General features: G+C 72.1%; 16 protein-coding genes. 4 read left to right on the top strand and 12 right to left on the bottom strand.

The window, feature by feature from the left end:
• Positions 1–218 precede the first annotated feature (218 nt).
• From WME79_RS24245 to truD, 6 genes are all read right to left on the bottom strand, one after another.
• Positions 219–905 (bottom strand): hypothetical protein, encoded by a 687-nt coding sequence (locus WME79_RS24245; RefSeq protein ID WP_437539424.1) that lies wholly within the window; start codon positions 903–905, stop codon positions 219–221.
• Between the two features lie 116 nt (positions 906–1,021).
• Positions 1,022–1,495, bottom strand: a complete 474-nt coding sequence (locus WME79_RS24240) for a cyclic nucleotide-binding domain-containing protein (protein WP_012236950.1) — start codon at positions 1,493–1,495, stop codon at positions 1,022–1,024.
• A gap of 65 nt (positions 1,496–1,560) precedes the next feature.
• Complete coding sequence (locus WME79_RS24235; RefSeq protein ID WP_437539422.1) at positions 1,561–2,580, bottom strand: energy transducer TonB; 1,020 nt, start codon at positions 2,578–2,580, stop codon at positions 1,561–1,563.
• 19 nt (positions 2,581–2,599) lie between these two features.
• A complete protein-coding gene (locus WME79_RS24230; protein ID WP_437539420.1) occupies positions 2,600–3,103 on the bottom strand; it encodes an ExbD/TolR family protein in 504 nt (167 codons plus the stop codon).
• Positions 3,103–3,870 (bottom strand): MotA/TolQ/ExbB proton channel family protein, encoded by a 768-nt coding sequence (locus WME79_RS24225; RefSeq protein WP_437539418.1) that lies wholly within the window; start codon positions 3,868–3,870, stop codon positions 3,103–3,105. The genes WME79_RS24230 and WME79_RS24225 overlap by 1 nt, the downstream gene beginning before the upstream one ends.
• 57 nt (positions 3,871–3,927) lie before the next feature.
• A complete protein-coding gene (gene truD, locus WME79_RS24220; RefSeq protein ID WP_437539417.1) occupies positions 3,928–5,190 on the bottom strand; it encodes a tRNA pseudouridine(13) synthase TruD in 1,263 nt (420 codons plus the stop codon).
• 12 nt (positions 5,191–5,202) lie between these two features.
• On the opposite strand from truD, the gene WME79_RS24215 reads away from it, so the two are divergent.
• Positions 5,203–6,132 (top strand): formylglycine-generating enzyme family protein, encoded by a 930-nt coding sequence (locus WME79_RS24215; RefSeq protein ID WP_437539415.1) that lies wholly within the window; start codon positions 5,203–5,205, stop codon positions 6,130–6,132.
• A 43-nt stretch (positions 6,133–6,175) separates the two neighbouring features.
• Here WME79_RS24215 and WME79_RS24210 read toward each other — a convergent pair whose 3' ends face one another.
• Both WME79_RS24210 and WME79_RS24205 read right to left on the bottom strand, forming a co-directional pair.
• On the bottom strand, positions 6,176–6,499 hold the full coding sequence (locus tag WME79_RS24210; RefSeq protein WP_437539413.1) for a hypothetical protein: 324 nt from the start codon (positions 6,497–6,499) through the stop codon (positions 6,176–6,178).
• 49 nt (positions 6,500–6,548) lie between these two features.
• Complete coding sequence (locus WME79_RS24205; protein WP_437539411.1) at positions 6,549–8,108, bottom strand: HAD-IG family 5'-nucleotidase; 1,560 nt, start codon at positions 8,106–8,108, stop codon at positions 6,549–6,551.
• Positions 8,109–8,619: 511 nt separating this feature from the next.
• Between WME79_RS24205 and WME79_RS24200 the strand changes: the two genes are divergently transcribed.
• Positions 8,620–10,479 (top strand): response regulator, encoded by a 1,860-nt coding sequence (locus WME79_RS24200; RefSeq protein ID WP_437539409.1) that lies wholly within the window; start codon positions 8,620–8,622, stop codon positions 10,477–10,479.
• Positions 10,480–10,497: 18 nt separating this feature from the next.
• On the opposite strand, the gene WME79_RS24195 is transcribed toward WME79_RS24200, so the two are convergent.
• Positions 10,498–11,316, bottom strand: coding sequence for an SDR family NAD(P)-dependent oxidoreductase (locus WME79_RS24195; protein ID WP_437539408.1), 819 nt, complete (start codon positions 11,314–11,316; stop codon positions 10,498–10,500).
• A gap of 343 nt (positions 11,317–11,659) precedes the next feature.
• Positions 11,660–11,974, bottom strand: a complete 315-nt coding sequence (locus WME79_RS24190; protein WP_437539406.1) for an Mpo1-like protein — start codon at positions 11,972–11,974, stop codon at positions 11,660–11,662.
• Positions 11,975–12,226: 252 nt separating this feature from the next.
• Between WME79_RS24190 and WME79_RS24185 the strand changes: the two genes are divergently transcribed.
• Complete coding sequence (locus tag WME79_RS24185; RefSeq protein WP_437539404.1) at positions 12,227–14,215, top strand: sigma 54-interacting transcriptional regulator; 1,989 nt, start codon at positions 12,227–12,229, stop codon at positions 14,213–14,215.
• A gap of 63 nt (positions 14,216–14,278) precedes the next feature.
• Here the strand turns inward: WME79_RS24185 and WME79_RS24180 are convergent, their stop codons facing one another.
• Both WME79_RS24180 and WME79_RS24175 read right to left on the bottom strand, forming a co-directional pair.
• Positions 14,279–15,820, bottom strand: a complete 1,542-nt coding sequence (locus tag WME79_RS24180) for a Glu/Leu/Phe/Val family dehydrogenase (RefSeq protein WP_437539402.1) — start codon at positions 15,818–15,820, stop codon at positions 14,279–14,281.
• A gap of 212 nt (positions 15,821–16,032) precedes the next feature.
• Positions 16,033–16,839: a hypothetical protein gene (locus WME79_RS24175; RefSeq protein ID WP_437539400.1), complete on the bottom strand. Its 807-nt coding sequence runs from the start codon at positions 16,837–16,839 to the stop codon at positions 16,033–16,035.
• Between the two features lie 1,112 nt (positions 16,840–17,951).
• On the opposite strand from WME79_RS24175, the gene WME79_RS24170 reads away from it, so the two are divergent.
• Complete coding sequence (locus WME79_RS24170) at positions 17,952–20,357, top strand: right-handed parallel beta-helix repeat-containing protein (protein WP_437539398.1); 2,406 nt, start codon at positions 17,952–17,954, stop codon at positions 20,355–20,357.
• Positions 20,358–20,416: the final 59 nt, after the last annotated feature.

Raw genomic sequence — 20,416 nt, 5'->3', positions numbered from 1 at the left:
CATGGCGATCTGTCGTCAATGATGAGGCGGCCGAGCGCCGGCGCAGGCTGGAAGTGGACGCTGGTGCGAGATCGGAGCGCAGGCAGGCCTCGAGGCCGCTCCTGCTGAAAGGTAAGTCGGCTAACGAACGTCCGACGAGCATGGCGACGAGGTTTCGCCGGATTCCGTCGTGCCCCGCTGCTGGACGAGCGCCTTGCGCGTCGTTCAGGCGGCTCCCGTCATTTCGGGATGTTCCAGAGTTTCTCGATGATCTTGGTCTCCATGGCGTCGCCGTGACACGTGCCGCACTCCATGTCCTCCTTGTTCGCCCGAGAAAGCTTGTGCTCGTACTCCTCCTCCATGAACGCCTGCAGGGCCTTCTTGTCCTTGCGGTTCAGGACGTGCTCGTTCCCGGCGTGGCAGCTGTCGCAGAAGAGGGTTCCGCCGCTCTCGCTGCGGAGCGGCACCACGAAGTTGCGCCACATCTCGCGGGCGATCTTCATGTCCCGCGTCTCTTTCTTGAAGTCGCCCTCGACGTGGCAGCCCTCGCAGGTGTCGTAGCCGAGCGCCTTCTGGAGCAGCGGCATCACCTTCTTCTTCTGCCCCGCCGGGAGCTTCTCGAGTTCGGGGATCTTCTTGAGGTTGATCCCGATCTTCTTCAGATCCGCCTCGAACTTGGTCGCCTGGAGCGGCGTCGACTTGGCGGGAGCCTCGTGCTCCTCCTCGTGCTCGTGCGCCTCCTCGGCCTTCTCCGGCTTCGCGGGCTTCGCGCCCTCGGCGTCGGCGGTCGCCTTGCCCTGGTCCGGGCTCGACTCGCCGTCGAAGTCGTTCTTGTCGGCCGCCGTCTCGGGCGGCGGCGTGCTGGAGCCACAGGCTCCTGCGAAGGCGCCCATCCAGAGCGCGAGGGCGAGCGCTGCGTGCTTCATTCTGGCTGCCATAGTCCTCCAAGGAACGTTGAGTTCGAGCCGAACGCCGCCCTCCGTGCGGCAGGCCGCGCCGCGCAGGCGCGCTCCCACGGTCGCCGGGCGATCTGGCCGGCACTCTACTCGAATTTGCCTGAGACGGAGAGGAACGTGAGCTTGTTGTTCGTCTCGCGGAGCCGCTGGACGAGCATCCGGACGACGTTCCAGAGGACCTCGTACGCGAGCTCCTTGTGCAGGAAGAGCAGGTCCTCGAACGCGTCCTTCGACACGGTGAGCAACCGGCAGCGCTCGTGGACGCGCGCGTCGGCGGAGCGGGGGGCCTCGTCAAGCAGCGCCATCTCGCCGAACACGGCGCCCGGGCCGAGCACCGCGAGCGCTTCCTCGCCGATGCCGGCGATCTCGCGGCTGATGCGCACCTTGCCTTCGAGCAGGATGTAGAGCTTGTCGCCCGGATCCCCGTGCTGAAAGATCTTGGTGCCGAGGGCGTGCGTCTCTTCGCTCGCGACGCGCGAGATGAGCTCCAGCGCGGCCGGGGTGAGGCCCTTGAAGAGAGGGACCTTCGAGAGCTGCTCGATCCGTTCGGGGACGATCACAAGCCGCCGACGAGGATAACCGAGGCGAAGGGCGCGGAGCGAATTTAAAGGGAGCTCGCGGGGAGCTAGCGCGTGAACGTCACCGTGATGGGCGGCGTCGTGGCGGCAATCGAAGCGCCCGAGCGATCTTTGCCGGGGTTGTAGCGACGGCCGAGCGCGCACATGCGCGCGGAGCGACCGAAGCCGTGTCCGGGATCACTGACGACCTTCACCGAGAGCGGGCTGCCGTCGGGGCGCACAGTGACCATGAGGACGACCTTCGCCTGGTCGATCTGGTCGACGTCGGCCTCCGGAGGGAAAGGACAGTTCCAGTTGCTGCTGCCGATCAGCCCGGGCGGTGCGGAGCGGTCCGGCCCTGCGGGGGGCGGGGGCGGGACGGGGTCGCCCGTGCCCTTGCCGCCGACGACGCCTCCGACCTTGGCGTTCGGGTTGAACGTGGGGGTCTTCGCCGTGCCCGCGCCGGCCACCTGGCCGTAGCCGACGCCCTGCCCCTCGCCGCTCGCGATCCCGCGATCGGTCATGTCGAGGACCTCGTCTGGATCCGGCTCCTTCGTCAGGACCTTCGCGGCCTCGGCGGCGGCGGGCGGTGGCTCGTACGGGTCGTCCTTGGGCGGGGTGTTCGCCTGGGGAGGCGGCGCGACCTTGGGGACGGGCTCGGGCTCAGGCGCGGGCGGAGGCGGCTCCGGCTCCGGTGGCTTGGGCTCCTCGACCTTCGGCGGCGGTGGGATGTCGACCTCGTAGATCGCCCAGAGGTAGTCGTGGATGCCGGTGCGCATCTCCTCGACCACGTGCCGCATGTCGCGCAGCGACCCCGAGACGATGGCCCGGGCCGAGGCCGCGCCGTGGCTCGTGACCGCCAGCGTGACCCCGAGAAAGGCGCCCACGCGCGACGCGCGGCCGCCGAGGGCGAGCACCGCGGCGAGCGGATCCGCGCCGCGCCGCCGATCGACGGCGCGGCCCGGCGCCGGCGAGGCGAGGGCGGTCGAGGGATCGAGGGCTCCCCCGGGCTCAGCGCCGTCGCGCCTGCCTCGGCGGCGCCCATCGTGGACCGCCCCCGCGGCGCGATCGCTCGTCACCTGGCTCATAAGGTCTCGCTCGGCGCGCTCACGGCGCGGGGCTCGGGGTTGCCGGCGCGGGGGCTGCCGGGGCAGGGGCGGCAGGGGCACCCGCCGCCGCACCGGGAGCCGCGCCGGGCTCGGGCGCGATCGGCGTCACGCCGAACGCGATCTTGGAGACGCCGGCCTGCTTCAGCAGATCGAGCGCGCGGATCACCCGGCCGTGCGGGACCGTCGTGTCGGCGCGGATCACGGCGCGGAGCTCCGGGTTCTTCGCCTGGGCCTCGCGCGCGATCGGCAGGATGGCGTCCTCGCTCGCGAGCTTCTTGCCGTCGGCGAGCGTGTCGCCGTTCGCGTGCAGCTCGAGCCCGAAGATGAGCTGCACCTCCTGCCCCTGCGCCGCCTTCGGCAGGTCGAGGGGGAGCGACTGCGAGACGATGATCTTCGCCGTCACCATGAAGATGATGAGGAGGACGAGGGTGATGTCGACGAGCGGCGTGACGTTGATGCCGCTGATCATCTCGTCATCGTCGTTGCGGCTCGTGGCGGCCATCAGCGCTCCTCCTCGCCCGCGCCGCCCTTCTTGTGATCCTCCTGCCGCGAGGCCCTCGCGGCCTTGCCGCGCGGCTGCTCGACGGCGGCGGCGGGCGCGGCCCCGGCGAACGCCGGATCGATCTTGAGGTGCGCGAGCAGGACGCGCGTCAGCGCCTCGGTGTTGGCGAGCGTCGACTTGATCATGCGCTGGAAGAAGTTGTTCGCGGCGACCGCCGGGATGGCGACCGCGAGGCCGACCGCGGTCGCGACGAGCGCCTCGGCGATGCTCGACATGACCGCCTGCGGCGCCATGGCCTGCGACGTGGCCTGCGCCACGGGCGTCTTCGCCGCCTGCCCGAGCGCATCGAAGGCGCCGACGACGCCGATGACGGTGCCGAACAGCCCGATGAACGGCGCGTTGTTGCCGAGCGTGCCCAGGTAGGCGAGGCGCCGCTCCAGCTTCATGCGCTGGAGCGCCGATGCGCCGGCCATCGCCTCCTCGGCCGCCTCGGGCCCCTGGTGCGCCACCGCGAGGCCGGCCACGACGACCGCCGCCTCGGCCGAGGGCGAGGCGTCCATCCGCCGCCGCGCCGCCTCGATCGAGTCGTCGAGGGACGTCTTGAGATCCCGCGCGAGGACGGTGAGATCGTCGCGGAGCGACCAGAAGAACCAGGCGCGCTCCAGGATGATGGCGACCGAGACGACGCTGAGGGCGATCATCAACCACATGACCCAGGCGGCCCCGAATCCGACCATGATGCGCTGCAGCCACTCGACGAGGTTCATCTTGTTCCTTGGTGCCTTTCCGATGGGGGTGGGTGGGAGCCGCGCTTCGAAGACGATCTACGGATCGACGGCGGGCTGCCCTTCCTCGACTTCGTCCTCCTCCGGAGGAGGGGCGCTCGCCGCCCCCGGCCTGCCGATGGAGGGCCGGGGGGCGGAGGCGTCGACGAGCCGGAAGACTCGCCCAAGGACGGTCGTCGCGTAGCCGCCCTTCGGTAGCACAAACGAGACGACGATTCCGTGCCGTACATCCGGATTGTCCGCAGCTCCTGGCGTGGTGGCGCACACCGGCGCCTCCCCGGCGGCCGCCTCCACGGCGGACACCTCGAGGCCGTCCACCTCCAGGCGCAGCGGGCGCCGCGTGCCTTCTCCGGCGTGGGCAAACGCGTCGAGCCTGCGTGGGTCGCCGATCGCCGCCGTGAGCACCTCGCGCTCCAGCGCGCCCGGGGCGCCCTCGGGCCAGCGCATCTTCCGGCCGAACATCGGGCCCGTCGCCGAGATCGCGAGCGCGGCGGCGCGCGCCTCGGCGTCCGCGAGCTCGGGGCCCTCGAGCGGCACGAGGAACAGCCCGCCGCTGTCGTGCTTCTTGGCGAGATCGCCGGGGAGCACGGCGCTCCAGGTGCCGTCCGCCTCGCGGCGCGCGAGCACCTCGTTGAACCAGAGCGACTGGAGCGCCGAGAAGAGCAGCCGTTGCTCCCGCTTGTCGCGGGGCCCGCGCTCCCGGCCCGCGATCCACGCGAGCGCGCGCTCGGGGTTGTCGCCGTTCCTCCCGAACCGCTGGGGCCCGAACGCGTTCGGCACGCCGGCGCGGCCGATCTCGGCGAGGAGGCGCTCGGCGAGCGGGAGCGCCGCGGGATCGATGCCCCGGAGCGTGATCCGGAACCGGTTGCCGAGGAGGTGCCCCGGCTTGAGCTTGTTGTCGTGCCGGGCGACCGCCAGGACTTCGATGCCGGGCAGCTCGGCCTTCTCGAGCAGGGGCGCTGGATCCTGCGCGAGGGGGAGCTGGAACGATGCGGTCTGCGTTGTGATCGCGTGCCGGTCCTTCATGCCCGCGAAGCCGGCGCTGCCCGGGTCGGCCCCGAGCGCGAGCGCGATGGCCCGGACCGCGTCGAGCGTGGTGCGCCCCGTCTTGCGGAAGGTCACGAACACGTGCTCGCCGCGGCCGCTCGGCGCGTAGGCGGGGAGCTCCTCGACGACGAAGTCGGCGGGGGAGCTGCGGAGCAGGGCCGTGGGAAGAGCGCCGGGCGAGCCCGCGGGCGCGGGGAGGTCGACGGGCGAGCCCGCGGCCGTGGCGCCCGCGGCGGGCGGGGCGGTGGCTGTCATGGGAGCGCCAGCGTGACCGAAATCGCCCGCTCGTCCAGCGCCAGCAGCGCGCGCGCGTCCGGGCCCGCCTCCGCCAGCTGCGGCGATTTGCCCACCGCGCCGGGGATCGGCTATGGCCAGGAGCTCGCCCCGGGCCTGAGCCTCTCCGCGATGCGACCGCCTCTCCCGCCTCACCCCCTCGCGCGCCGGCCCGTCCTGTCGCTCGCGCGCTCGCCGGTCTTCGCCGCGGGCGTCGCGGCGCTCGGCCTCGCGGTCCTCGGGCTACCGAGCCCCCGGACGGCGGCCGCCGCGCGCGCCGCGTGCCCCGCGGGAATGGCCTCGGTGCGTGGGACGTTCTGCATCGATCGCTTCGAGGCGAGCACCGTCGAGCTGCTCTCCGGCGGCGGAAAGCGCCGCCACTCGCCGTTCGAGCCGGTCGGCACGCTGAAGGTGAAGGCGGTGAGCCGGCGCGGCGTGAAGCCGCAGGCGTACATCAGCCGGGATCAGGCCGAGGCGGCCTGCCAGAACGCCGGAAAGCGGCTCTGCACGGACGACGAGTGGGTCACCGCGTGCAGGGGCAAGCGCGCCACGGTGTTCCCTTACGGGCGCGAGCGGGAGCGTGGCGCCTGCAACGATACCGGCGTCTCGTCGTTCAACCGCTACTTCGGCCAGGGGGGCGAGGCCCCACAATCGGCGTTCACGTGGGCCAACATGAACGACGCCCGCCTGAACCAGCTCCCGGGCACGCTGGCGCCCTCGGGCGCGTTCCGCCGCTGCAAGAGCAGCTTCGGCGTCCACGACATGGTGGGCAACCTGCACGAGTGGACGAGCGCGCCGCGCGGGACCTTCCGCGGCGGCTACTACCTCGACAGCGCCAAGCACGGCGACGGCTGCGAGTACAAGACCACCGCGCACTCGCGCGGGTACCACGACTATTCGACCGGCTTCCGCTGCTGCAAGTAACGCGGCGCAGGCGCGCACGCAGGCCGCGCGCTGCGCCCCCAGGCTACTTGGGGATGGGGGGGCGTCCGCCGCCGGCGCTGCCGGACATGGGCCCCACCGTCGTGCATTCCTCGTCGCCGATGTCGACCGTGGTGACGTCGTAGCAGCAGAGCTCGCCGTCGAAATCCGCCTCGCTGTCGATGGACTCGATGGAGCTCACGCAGCCAGGGTTCTCGAAGAACACGCGCGCCTCGTCGCTCGACGGGCACGCCCCTTCGAGCTCGGACCAGTGAAAGCAGGCCCGCTTGCCGCAGCCGGCGGCGCCGGCGAGGAAGAGGGCGGGGGCGACGAGCGCGACGAACAGCGGGCGGGGGCGGGCGATGCTCATGGCGATCTCCTCATGCGGCGCCCGCGCACCGGCGCGGAGGCCTCGGCGATCAGAGCTCGTGCGGCATCAGGTCGCGCGGGCTCCGATAGTACTGCAGCGGCGAGTAGGCGAGCAGGTTCGAGACGCGGGACGTGTAGATGCAGGCGTACTCCTCGACCTGATCGCCGAAGCTGGACGTCTCGTTCGCCTCCTTGAGCAGCGAGCCCCAGTAGGGGTGGAAGCGGCGGGCGATCTCGCGCTCCAGCTTGCCGACCTCCACGTCGACGGCCCGGAGCTGGCCGCGGATGCGCTCGACCGCGCGCTTGGTGCGGCCCCGCTCGGCCTCGTAGAACGGCGTCGCGTAGTCGATCTGGACGTGCTCGCCGTTCGCCTCCGCGAGCAGCGGCGCTCCGCCCCCGTTGGCCGCGCCGTTCCTCTTCTGCTGCTCCTCTTCGATCTTGCGGGTGAGGTCCTTGTAGCGCTGCTGGTAGAAGCGCAGCTGGTCCTCGAGCTCCTCGCGGCGCCCCTCGAGCAGGGCGCTCTCCAGGTGCTCGCGGCGGCACGACTCGTGGGCGGCGACCTCCGCCTCCATCTCCTGGATGATCATCGCCGTGCGCCACGCGCTCTCCTTCTTGGAGCGGAGGATGTCGCCGTAGATGTGATCGCCGACGTAGAGGACCCGGTCGCCGGAGATGTTCAGGAACTTCTCGAAGTCGTGGAGGTTGCCGCCCTCGTAGATGGCGCCGCGCTCGAGCGGGGCCGTGGCGGGGCGGGGCTCGGCGCCGTCGCGGATGAGGAGCGGGCGGCGCTCCTGGAAGAACGCCGGCTTCTGCGCGGCGACGACGATGACGTCGAAGTAGTGCCGGAAGCTCGGGTACTCCGGCATCGCGTCCCCGAGCAGGTACGTCATCATCTTCTCGGTGAACGGCCAGCGCGAGTTCGTGAGCAAGAAGAGCTTCTTGCCCGCCGAGCGGAACTTGTGGAGCGTCTGCGCCAGGTTCGGGTCGCGCTCGACGAAGCGCGGCAGGTCGGACAGGACGACGTCGAGGATGGTGCCGTCCCGGTGCGCCTCGTCGATGCACTCGCGGATGTCGGTGAACAGCCGCGCGTAGTCGAGCGCGACGCCGCGCTCCTCGAGGGCGTCGACGATGCCGGCGTAGAGCGTGGCCTCGCTCAGCGCGTAGAGCGTGTCGATCCAGTGGTAGCGGGCGGTGTTCGGCCGGATCTTGCGGTGCTGGTAGAGCGACCGGAGCTCGTCCTTCGTGAGCTCCCGGAGGCCGTGGTACCCGCGCTGGACCACCTTGAACCGGTCCATCTTGAGCACGTGGCCGAAGCGCTTGTCGATCAGCAAGCCGCGGATCGGGAAGTGGATCGGGTAGCGGAGGCGCCGCAGGAGCTCCTCGGGGTAGCCTCGCGCGGCGAGCTTCGTGACGGTCCCCTGGATCGAGAGGTTGTCCATCTCGGTCTGGTTGTAGATCGCCAGGGTGTAGTCCATGTCGAAGCCGACCCAGTCGATCCCCGCCAGCTTGAGGTTGCGGTTGACGAAGACGCGCCGGGTCCGTGGGATGCGCGTGGGTTCGGTCTGGGGATAGAGCCCTCCGAGGGGGAGCTCGAGCTGCTCGAAGAACACAGTGGGTCGACTATGGTATCCCACCCGGGGGGGCGTACAAAGGGCGCCACGGCGACGAACGCGCGTCTCGCTCTGCGCGGGGGGCGTTGCGTGGCGCTGCGCAGCGTCGCGTACGGTTGCACGGCGTGCGAGTGACCCCCGAGCGACAATGCCCCCCGGGTCGTCCGCCCGGCGCGGCCCGGCGCGGCCCGGCGCCGCCCGTCGGGGCCGTCGTTCGAGTGAGCGCGCAGGGATCCGTCGCCCCCGAGCAATCTTCCGCCCTCGGCGCGCGCTCGGGCGCGTCGCGCTCCCGCCGCCGAGCCCCCGCCGTGGCGCGGGGCGCGGGAGCTGACGGACGCTGAGACTGCGTGAATGGCGCGTTAATGGCGCGTGCTTGGCGCGCGCACGGCGCGGAGCGGTCGTCCCGGCGCGCACGGCGAGCTTCTCTCCGGGGCATTGTAAGCAGTACACTTGAAGCTCCGGCGTCGTGGGGCCCGCGTGGGGCGGGTGACCACGGCGTGGCGGGGCGTCGATGGTAGGCAAAGAGCAGCGCCGGAGCGGTCCAGAGAGCAGCCCCGGCACGAGGAGCAGCGAGTCCGCGGAGCGCGCGCTCACGCCGCAGGAGCCAACCGCGCGGCCATGGGCGCTCGTCCCTGAAGAGGGTGAGGCGAGCGCGGTCGCGCAGATGCGGCACGAGATCCAGACGCTGCTCAGCGGGATCGTCGGATTCAGCAGCCTCTTGCTCGACAGCGAGCTCGATCCGGAGCAGCGCGCCTGGGCGCGGCGCATCCGGAGCAGCGGCGACGCGGTGCTCTCGATGGTCGACGATCTCATCTCGCTCGGCCAGCCGGACGGCCGCGGGCTGCACGTCGATCACGCCGACTTCGATCTGCGCCGGGCGATCGAGGACGCGGCGGAGCTGCTCGGCGATCGCGCGCATGACGAGGGGACCGAGCTCGTGCTCGACGTCGAGCCGGACGTGCCGTCGGCGGTGCGCGGCGACGCCGCGCGGCTGCGGCAGATCCTGACGAACGTCGTGGCGACCGCGATCGGCGCGGCGCCCCGCGGCGAGGTGCTGGTGCGCGCCGCGCTGGACGCGGCCCGCCACGACGAGGCGAAAGGCAGGCTCGACGGTGCGCCTGAGCGATCGCGCGCGCGGGTGCGCTTCGATGTCCACCTCGCGGGCGGGGCAGGGCGCGCGGACGGCGCGGCGGCGCCGGGGGCAGCGGGCGCGCCGGGCGGGGGAGCGCGGCCCGCGTCCGGGCGGGATCTCGGCGTGACGTCCGGTATGGCCGTCGCGAAGCGCCTGGTCGTCGCGATGGGCGGCGAGCTCTGCGAGCCCGCGGACATCGACGCCCGCCGGCATGGGATCTCGTTCGCGCTGCCGTTCGAGCGGCGCGCGCGCGGCGCGGAGCGCGCGCTCATCCCGCGCATCGACCTGCCCGGGAAGCGGGTGCTCGTGGTCGACGACAGCGGCTCGGTGCGTCAGGTGGTGCGAAGGCTGATCGAGGAGCTCGGGCTCGCTTGCCGCACCTCGGGCAGCGGCGCCGCCGCCCTGGCGGCGCTGCGCGAGGCGGCGGACGCCGGCGCCGCCTACGACATGGTGCTGATCGACCTCGAGCTGGCCGATCTCGACGGCCTGATGCTGCTCCAGCGCATCAAGGCAGACCCCGCGATCGCGCCCGTTCGCGTCGGCCTCATGACCTACCCCGGCAGGGAGGCGCCCAGCCGCGCCGAGGTCGACTCCATGCTCATCAAGCCGATCCGGCGCGCGCAGCTGCACTCGAGCCTGCGGCTGCTCGCAGGGCTGCCGCCGGAGCACGTGTCCGCCGGGGCGCGCGCGCACCCGCCGAAGTCGCCGCGAGCGACGGCCTCATCGAAGCCGCCGAGGCAGGACGAGGCCGACCGCGGGCGGCGGCCTCCCGGCGCGACGTCGCGGTCCGGCGCGTACGAGGCCGCCCACCCCGACGGCGCGCCGCCGAGCGTGGAGCTCGCTCCGCCGACCCTGGTCACGCCCTCGCCGCCGTCGACATCGAAGCGCGGCGAGCCCGCCTCCTCGCGGCCGCGGGGCGGGCTGCGCGCTGTCGAGCCCGACGTCGTCACCGAGGTGATCGAGCTCTTCCTCACGGAGGCCCCGACCCGGGTGGCCTCGATGCGCGAGGCCGCGGCGCAGGGCGCGCTCGGCGAGCTCGAGCGGCTCGCGTGGGCGCTCTACGAGAGCGCCGACGCGCTCACTGCCTTCAGCCTGAAGGAGCTCTGCGCGCGGCTCGATCGCGAGGCGCGCGCGGGGACGCTCGAGAGCGCGACGGAGGCGGTGCGGGCCATCGGCCGGGAGGTCGAGCGCGTGCAGTCGTCGCTCGCCGCGGAGCTCAAGAAGCGGGGGTTTCGGTGAGCCGGGGGCCCCTTCCGTTCAGGTGAAGCCGACGAGCCGCGAGCTCATCTCCCAGAGCCGCGAGGCCGCCTCTGCGTCCGTCGCCATTCCCTTGAGAGGCCTCGCCCTGGTCCGCTCGAAGAAGGCGGGGCTCCCGGCGGGCGCCGTGTTGGCCAGGATCGCGAGGAGGTTCGCGGCCGCCTGCGCCGGGGTCGCGCCCACGACGTCGATCAGCGCCTTGAGGACGCGCGAGGTCCCCTCGAACAGCCCTGAGCGCACGAGGCCAGGGTAGTAGCAGAGCACCTGGGCTCCGGTGCCCGAGAGCCTCTCCGCGAGGCGGCGCGCCGCGAGCACGAGCGCGAGCTTCGACCGCGCGGAGGCGGAGAGGAACGAATAGGAGCGCTTCGACATGAGATCATCGAAGTCGAGCCGGATGCTGTCCACCGGCGCGACCAGGTTGACCACGCGCGCGTCGCGCGCGGCCTTGAGCCGGTCGAGCAGCAGGTTCGACAGCAGGAAATGCGACAGGTAGTTCACCTGGAACGTCATCTCGAGGCCGTCGGCTGACTCCGCGCGTTCGCGCAGGAACACGCCCGCGTTGTTCACGAGCAGGTGAACGACCCCGCATCGATCGGCCACCTGGCGAGCCGCGGTGCGCACGGACGCGAGCCGGCCGAGGTCACACTCGATGAGGTTGACCTCGCCGAGCACCTTCAGCGCGGCGAGCTTCCTCGCGCCGTCGGAGCCGGTCCGGCGACAGAGCACGGTCACCCGGGCGCCCTGCCGCGCCAGCGCGGATGCCGTCGCGAGCCCGATCCCCGAGGTGCCCCCCGTGATCACGGCGACTTTCCCTCTCATGCTCCCCGCACCCCCCATCCCCCGTCTCCTCGTCCTCGTCCATCTCATCGCCTGCGGCGGGCCGGTCCCGGCGCTCCGGGAGCTCGTCGGGACAGGAGCACGCGCGGACGGACACCGATGCGCCGGCGGGCGCGGTGCCTGCCGAGAACCCGAAATAGGAAGAGTCGTCGCCCCCGCTGGCGACACAGGTACGACCGTGCGTGCATCACGTCAAGAAAGCTTTGCGCAATGCAGCACAGTGGCAGAGAAAACCAGTTTCCAGGCTTTCTGATGCAGGAAGCCGATCTGTCCGCGTCACAGCCGTGCACGTGGACGGCGCCCGGGAAGCGCCTGGCGAGGAGCGTCAGGGGGCGGGCGTCTCTTCGAAGACGCGCAGGCCGTACTTCTCGAGACACCAGAGCACGCCGATCATCAAGCTCCGCTTGTCGTCCACGAACGACGGCTTCTTCCCCTCGAAGTAGTGGCCCACGAACTGGAAGCCCCAGCCCGTCGTGAACATCGCGGCCGCGAGCGGGAGGCCGATGAGCGTTGCGCCCACGGGGAAGCTCGCGACGATCAGCGGTATGCCGACCTGGTGACACGCCTGGTTGCGTGGATCCTGGTGGTCTTCCTTGTACCGGCGGAGCACCTGTGTCCATTCGGCGTTGAGACGGAGCATCCGACCTTCTTACCATGCGGACGCCCCTCGCGGCGCCCCCGGGTCTTCGACGAACGCGCGCGCGGGCAGCGAAAGCGCGGGTGGTCGGCGAACGCGCGCGGACACGCGGCGAGGCCAGCGCCTGGCTGACTGCGCGCGCTTTCGTCGACCCGGGGCGCTTTCATCGAAGACCCAGGGTGCCGCCGCTTCCCGGTTGCCGTTGGGAGGAATGAGGCGTAGTTGGGCAGTGTGAGCGGTTACAGGACCGGCCCCATGGCGACGACCGCGCCGCTGTCCATCAAGACAGGGGAGCTTCTCCAGAGCGCGCGCTCGGAGAAGCGGCGTGTGCTCCTGCTCGTCTATCATCATGACGGCGTCGAGATGGCCCCGATGAGCCCCGGCGTCGGCGTCGTCGTCGGCAGGGAGGCCCCGGCCGACGTGGTGATCCGGGACAGGAGCATCTCGCGGCGGCACGCGCGCTTCACGCTCGTGGGCGGCGAGGTCGTGGTCGAGGACCTCGGCTCGCGCAACGGGACGCGCATTTCCGGGCAACGGGTCGAGAGCGGCGTGGTCAAGGCCGGGGACGAGGTGCTGCTCGGCGGCATCGTCGCGTCGGTCCATGTGCTCTCCGGGGGCGAGATGCCCCCGTTCGGCCTGGAGGGCTCCGACGCGCTCCGCTTCGCGCTCCAGGCCGAGATCGTGCGGTCCAGGTTCTTCGGCCGCAAGTTCGCGCTCGTCGTGGTCCGCTCGCTCGGCGCGCAGGCGAGCCACCTCCGCCACTGGGGGCTCCGCGTGCGCGAGGCGCTGAGGCCTGTCGATCGCGTCGCCTTCTACAGCGCCGACACCCTCGAGATCCTGCTCCCCGAGGTCACCCCCGAGCTCGCCGAGGAGCTCGCGAAGACGATCGTCGCGCGCCGCGAGGGAGAGCCCGTGCTGGTCTCGGGGGTCGCCGTGTCCCCCGACGCCGCGACGTCCATCGACAAGCTCATCGAGGTCAGCCACGAGGCGTCGCGGAGCGCCACCCCCGCCGAGCCCGTGCGCCTCGCGCCCCCGGAGGGCGCGCTGGTCTACGTCACGCCGAAGGTCGACAGCACCCGGCCGCCCGACGAGGCGTGCCCGCCGGGCGCGCCGCCGGAGAGCCAGTGGGAGGCCGACGGCCACCTCCTCGCGACCAAGAGCCCGCTCATGCGGTCGCTCGTCGAGGTGGCGCTACGGGCCGCGCGCTCCTCGATCCCCGTGCTCCTGCGCGGCGAGACCGGGACGGGCAAGGAGGTGCTCGCGAGGTTCATCCACGACGGCAGCCCGCGCCGCGGCGAGCCGCTCATCTGCGTGAATTGCGGGGCGATCCCGGCGCTGCTCGTCGAGAGCACCCTGTTCGGCCACGAGCGCGGCGCCTTCACCGGGGCGAGCCAGCAGCACAAGGGCGTCTTCGAGGCGGCCGCCGGCGGCACGGTCCTGCTCGACGAGATCGGCGAGCTGCCCGCGGCCGCGCAGGCCGCGCTCCTGCGCGTGCTCGAGACCAAGCGGGTGACGCGCGTCGGCGCGACCAAGGAGCTGGAGGTCGACGTCCGCGTGATCGCGGCGACGCACCGTGACCTCGACGCGATGTGCGACGCGGGCACGTTCCGGCTCGATCTGCTCTACCGGCTGAACGCGATGACGCTGAACATCCCGCCGCTCCGCGCGCGCCGCGACGACATCGCGACGCTCGCGGCGGGCTTCCTGGCGCAGGCGAACTCGGCGAACATCAGCAGGGTCCAGTCGCTCGCGCCCGAGGCCCTGGCGCTCCTCAAGTGCTACTCGTGGCCCGGCAACGTGCGTGAGCTCCGGAACGCGATCGAGCGGGCGGTGGTGATCGCGGAGGGCGACGCGATCATGGCGCGCGATCTCCCCGAGCGCATCCGCCTGGCGGTGACCTCGCCCAGCTCGCCGCCCACGCCCTCTCGCGCTGTCGACGTCTCGCGCTCCTCCGAGCCCGGCGTCGCGCCGGCCCTCTCCCAGCGCGCGTCCGAGCCGCTGCCCTCGCGCCCGTCCGAGCCGCTCCCCCCGCGCGCGTCCGATCCGGGGCAGGCGGCGGGCCCCCCGGTCGGCCTCAAGACGCGCCTGGAGCAGATCGAGGCCGAGCTCCTGCTCGAGGCGCTGCGCGCGTCCGACTGGAACCAGACGGAGGCGGCGCGTCGCCTCGAGCTGCCGCTGCGAACGCTCCAGCACAAGATCAAGGTCTACGGCATCAAGAAGCTCGGGTACGGCGTCGCCCGTTGACCCCCGCCCGGGCGTCCGGCCGATGGGGGGCCGGACACGCCCGCTGGCGTCGTTTTGCCGGGATCACTGAGAGAACCCTTCCAGCATGTAGTGCGCCTCGATCCGCTTGAGCGCGAGCACCATCGCGGCGAGCCGCATCGGCAGGCGCTTGCCCAGGACGAGCCCGGTCGAGTCGTGATCGTCCGAGCGGCGCGGCCGGTCCTCCGCGATGTCGCAGATCAGGCGGTAGTTGCTCTTGATGGCGCGCTCCAGCCGCGCGTTCACCTCGCCCTCGGTCCAGTGCTCCATGCGCTTGTTCTGGATCCACTCGTAATAGGAGACGGTCACGCCCCCCGCGTTGCCGATGATGTCGGGGATGACGCTGATGCCGCGCTCCGCGAGCACCTTGTCGCCCTCGGTCGTGGTCGGGCGGTTGGCGCCCTCGGCCACGAGCTTCGCCTTGAGCCGCTCGGCCACCTCGCCGGTGATGGCGTCGCCGAGCGCGGCCGGGATGCAGATGTCCGCGTCCACGCTCCAGAAATCGTCCCGCGCGATCGCCTGGGCGCCGCTGTAGCCGGCGACCGACCGCCGGAGGTTCTGCGGGTTCTCGTTGACGTGGGTCATCAGCGCGCCGACGTCGATGCCGTTCGGGTCGTAGATCGCGCCGTCGGCGTCCTGCACCGCCACACACCGCGCGCCCATCCGGCACAGGATCTCGGCGGCGGCGGAGCCGACGTTGCCGAAGCCCTGCACGATGAAGCGCGCCCCCGCGAGGGTGGCGCCGCGCTGCGCGTACCACTCCTCGATGCAGTAGGCGAGCCCCTGCCCGGTCGCCTTGACGCGCCCCTCGGAGCCGCCGATGCGCACGTCCTTGCCCGTGACGACGCCGCGGTGGTTGACCCGCTCGCGCTCGCCATCGCTGTACTGGCGCAGGAGCCACGCCATCACCTCGGCGTTCGTGCCCACGTCCGGCGCGGGGATGTCCACGTTGGGCCCGATGAGCTGCTTCAGCCGGTACATGTACCGGAGCGAGATCGCCTCGAGCTCCTCCTTGCTGTGCTCGCGCGGATCCATGCGAATACCCCCCTTGGCGCCGCCGAACGGGACATCAGCGATGGCCGTCTTCCAGGTCATCTCGGCGGCGAGGGCGTTGAACAGGTCGAGCGACACGGCCTTGTGGAAGCGCAGCCCGCCCTTGTAAGGCCCTCGCGCCTGGTTGTGCTGGACCCGATAGGCCTTGAAGCGCACGAACGCGCCGGCCTGGATGCGGTAAAGGCCCTGATCGGCGAGGCGGATCGCGCCGTCCTGCATGTGGATCGAGCCGGTCCGGAGCGCCTCGGGGCGGAGGATGAGCTTGCCGTTGAAGAGCGGGGTGATCGCGCCCCGGTTCGGGATCACCGACGCAGGGAGCCGCTCGTAGGCCGCGGCCGCCTCTCCGCGGAAGGGGACGAGGCGGTCCTGGAGCTGCGTGGTGATGTAGAAGATGTGCTCGTAGTCGGGCTGCTCGAGCTCCAGCCGGATGCGGGGAGCCAGGCCGATGAGGTCCGCGGCGGTGTGAAACACCGCCATGGATTCGCCGAAGATGTTGGTCTCCGGTTCGCGCTCTAGGAGGGGGGCGTCTTCCATCGCCGTATGCTGCCTCGACCGCGCGGCGCGGGTCCAACGTTTCGCGGGCCCCGCGCTCCGCCCGGGCGCCCTCTCTCGAGAGGCCGGTCGACGGACGGGCCGCCCGCCTCGCGGGGAGCTGCTGTGACTCTCCCCGCAGGTTCGGGCGGACCCTCGTATCGATTCACCACGGCTCGCGGCGGCAGCGTGGCCGTCGCGCCCAAGGAACGACGTCAGAACGATCCAGGGAAACCACCTCCGCCGCAGCACCCCCCGCCGCCGAAGCCGCCGAGCGGCGCGCCGAAGCCGCCGGGGAAGCCGAAGCCGCCGTACGGATAGCCGCCCATGCCGAGCGGCCACCCGAAGCCGCCCATGCCGGGGAAGCCGCCCATGCCGGGGAAGCCGCCCATGCCGGGGAAGCCGCCCATCTGCCCGACCGGGCCGCCGGGCATCTGCCCGACCTGCCCGACGGGGCCGCCGGGGCCCTGGAGCGGGCCGCCGCCCTTGATGGGGCCCTGTCCGATGTCGCCGGGGCCCTGGAGCGGGCCACCGGGGCCCTGGAGCGGGCCGCCGCCAAGGCCGCCCTTGATGGGGCCCTGTCCAACGCCGCCGGGGCCCTGGAGCGGGCCGCCCTTGAAGGGGCCCTGTCCGATGTCACCGGGGCCCTGGAGCGGGCCGCCGCCAAGGCCGCCCTTGATGGGTCCCTGTCCAACGCCGCCGGGGCCCTGGAGCGGGCCGCCGCCCTTGATGGGGCCCTGTCCGATGCCGCCGGGGCCCTGGAGCGGGCCGCCGCCCTTGATGGGGGCCTGGCCGATATCGGTCTTGCCCGGCACCCCGGGCGCGCCGATCAGGCCGCCGCCCCGCGTGTCCTCGTCCGTCGCTTCCTCTTCCTCCAACGCCTGCTCACTCGACGCCACGTCGACGTCAGCCTGGTCCAAGTCGGCCTCTTGCGGAGCCACCGCGTCGACTGCGCACCCGGTCATCAACACAGAAAAGAGCATCGCCGCGTGCGCCATCTTCATATCGATTGAGCGAACCATCCGTCCTCCTTCCATGCCCTGCTACGGCCCTCGGGCCCGCGCCGGCATGTTGAACGGCGTGGAGAGCAGGCTGCGTGCCTGACTCCTCGTGTGCAGAGCCTGCCGCGTCGGCGACGGCGAAAGTGCATTGTCTGAATCCGCACCGGGTGAGCGTTCTGCCCCGTTTCATCGCGCCGGGGCGCCGCCGCGCCGGCGCGCGCCGACGTCGCCTCGCAGCGCCGATGTGGGAGCCTTTCGAGCGCTGGAGAAAGGCAAATGTCGACGCCCATCGCAGGGCGCCCCCCGCGCGTCGCGCGCGGCGGGACGGCATGAGACGGGGGGAGGACGACCCGACTTGCGGCTTTATCGCGCCCGGCAAGCCGCATTTCCGAAGACCTGGTCGATCCCTGCAATCAGGGGCTGCAGCGACTCGACATCTGCGCTCGTCGGCGGAGATGTTCTCATCGCTAGCGGCCATCTGGTCACGCCCTGCTCAGCCCACTTCGGCCGACAAGGGCCCTGTGCGGCGCTCCTCCTGCGGCAACCTCGCCGTCGTTGCGCGCCTGTGCTGCGCTCTGCGCCACGCCGCGCGTCGCCCCGTCGTCCGGAACGACGGCGCGGCCGCCGCCTTCAGCCGCGGACGGCGGGCCCGCGATGCAGCGGGAGCGGCCGCCTTCGCGGGGCGTCCCTGCGCCGCGTTCGCCCGGCTCCGCCCGGCTCAACGTGGTTGACAGAAGACGTCTGACCGACACGCTCGGCCGCGCGCGAGCCTCGGTGTCAGCGAGGTTCGCGCGCCCACGCCCGAGAGACCCGGCGCGGCGCAGCCGTCCGTGGCGCTGCAGCGAAGGGAAAGTCGGCGTGATCACGGCTCCTTTGCCTGGCAGGAGCGCATCTCCCGTTGTAGGATTCATTACGCTACAGGAGCTCGCGCGGCGCCGCACAGGCGCACAGGCGCACAGGCGGCGTCCTCGTCACCCTGGCGCGGGCTCATCGACGATCTCGGGCGCTTGGAGCGCCTGTTCATGGAGGCCACGCGCGGTCTTCGCGCTGCTGCGGGAGCTCTGGAGAGCTGTTCGCCTGCGGAGCGGGATCCCGCGAGGCGCGAGGCAGCGTTTTCCAAGGAGGGGAATTGCATGCGCTTCTGCGCGACGCGCGCGGGTTCATCTTGCCTGGCCGCCTGCATCGCGGCCCTCTTGCCGCTCGTCGCGGCGTGCAGCGACCCATCGGGGAGCTCCGGCGACGAGCTCGTATGCAAGGGCGTCGCGCCGCGCGCGCCGAGCTGCGCGCCTGGGCACGTCCTTGGCCCCGCGGGCGCGTGCATGCCGGTGGGCATCCAGGGGTGCGCCGAGCTGTTCGTGGAGGACGACGGGCTCTGCCATCCATCGATGGAGAAATGCCCTGCGGGGACGATCCCGAAGTTCGATGAGGGCTGTATTCCCGCTGGCATCCCCCGCTGCGCTCCGGAGCTCGCGGGCGACGACGGGCTCTGCAGGCCGGCCATGGCGAGGTGCCCGACAGGCACGTTCGCGACGCCGGAAGCGGGGTGTGTGCCGGTCGACGGCACCGCCGGCTGCGGGCGCGGGCCGTGGGGGAGCGTCCCGCGCGTGTCCGGGAACGTCTATGTGGATCCGAGCTACTCCGGCGCGGACGGCGACGGATCCGAGGCGAGGCCGGTCACGACGATCGAGGCGGCGCTCGGGCTCGTCGCCGACGGCGGGACGATCGCGCTCGCGGCGGGGACCTACGACGAGCCGCTCGTCATCACGAAGCCGATCGAGATCGCCGGCCCGTGCGCCTCGCGCGTGCGGATCCGCGGGGTGAGCGCGGCCGTGCGTCCTCCCGCGATCGTGGCCGTGCTCGACGCAGGGGAGGTGACGCTCCGGGGGATCGAGATCGGCGGAGACGGCGCCGGCGTCGTGGCGACCGGCGCGAGCGCCGTGACGCTCGAGCGCGTTCACATCAAGGACGCCCTGCATGCCGGCGTCGTGTCGGGCGATGGCGCCCGCCTCTCGGTGGCGCAGAGCTGGATCGAGGGGACGCGCGACGGCAGCGCAGGAACCGGCATCGGCGCCTTCGCGGACGCCGGCGGCGCGCTCCTCGTGAAGGAGAGCGCCGTGACGGGCAACCGCGCGGCGGGCGTGGCGGCGCTCCAGGCGGGCGCCACGGCGTCTGTGGTGGGCAGCCTCGTCGAGGGGACCCTGTCGTCGGGGCGCTACCCGGCGGACGGCCAGGGGATCGTCGTGCAGGACGGCGCCGAGGCGTCGATCGAGAGCACGGCTGTCGTTGGAAACCAGCTGTCCGGGATCCTCGTGGCCGCCAGCGCGGCCGCGACCCTCTCTGGCGTTCTCGTCGAGGGGACGGGCCCCGGGAGCTCCGACCCGCCGTACGGCGTCGGCGTGTATGCGACGAGGCAAGCGCGCGTCGCGATCGACTCGAGCGTGGTCCTCGGCAACACGGAGATCGGCGTCGCCGTCATCGGCGAGGGCAGCGCGGCGACGATGACGCGGAGCCTGGTGCAGGGCACGGTGGCGGCCCCGACCGGGTCGTTGCTCGGCGGATTCGGCGTCGCCGTCGCCCGCGGCGCGGCGATGCGCCTCCACGACAGCGCGGTCGTCCGGAACCGCGGCACCGGGGTTCACGTCGGCGACTCTTCCGCCGAGCTGATCGCCGGCGGCAACCTCATCGAAGGCACCCTCGCCGAAGGCGGCTGGGGGGACGGCGCCGGGCTGACCGTGGCGGAGGGCCGAGTGACGCTCGCGTCGAATGCCATTCGCAGCAACGAGGGCACCGGCCTGCTCGTGGGATATGACGGGTCCGAGGCGACCGTGACAGGCAACCTCGTCGAGGGGCATGTCGCGCCGGACCGCCGGGCGCCGGTGGGGCAGGGGATCGTCATCTACCGGGGCGCCACCGCCGTGCTCGAGGGCAATGTCGTGAGCGGCAACCGCTCCGTCGGCGTCTTCGCCGGCACGGAGATCCTCGGCAGCAAGGTCGAGATCATCGGGAACCTGATCGACGGCACCGCGGGCGGCGAATCAGGCGATGACGACGATGACGACGATGACGACGATGACGACGACGACAGCACGGGCATCGGCGTCGCCGCCGCGGGGTACGAGATCCGGCTCGCCTCGTCCCTCGTCCGCGGGAGCCGCACGGCCGGCGTGGTGCTGTTCGCCTCCGAGGCGGAGATCTCGCAGACGGTCGTCGACGGGGTGACGGGTGATCCCGGCGCCGCACAGGGCAGGCGGCGCGACGAGCTCGTCGCCGACGGCGTCCTCGCGCTCGCCGGCTCCACCGTCGCGCTCGATGACGTGCGGGTCGAAGGCTGTGCGCGCGCCGGCATCCTGTACGACCGGAGTACGGGTCGCCTCTCCGGGGTTCGCGCCCTGGACAACCGCTTCGGGCTGGTCGTGCAGGGCTCGCCCGAGCCTCAGCTGAAGCTGGAAAAGGAGAGCGCGTTCCTCGACAACTGCACCGCAGACGAGCTCTTCGGCAGCGAGCTCCCCGTGCCAGCGTCCGCTCCCCCGCTCCCGTGAGGAGCGCTCGCGGCCGCCCGCCTGGCCCGCGCCTGCGCGCGAAACATTGATGACATCGA

The organism is Sorangium sp. So ce726 (assembly GCF_051521405.1).
Classification (GTDB): Bacteria; Myxococcota_A; Polyangia; order Polyangiales; family Polyangiaceae; genus Sorangium.
This window is presented reverse-complemented; position numbering and strand designations above follow the sequence as displayed.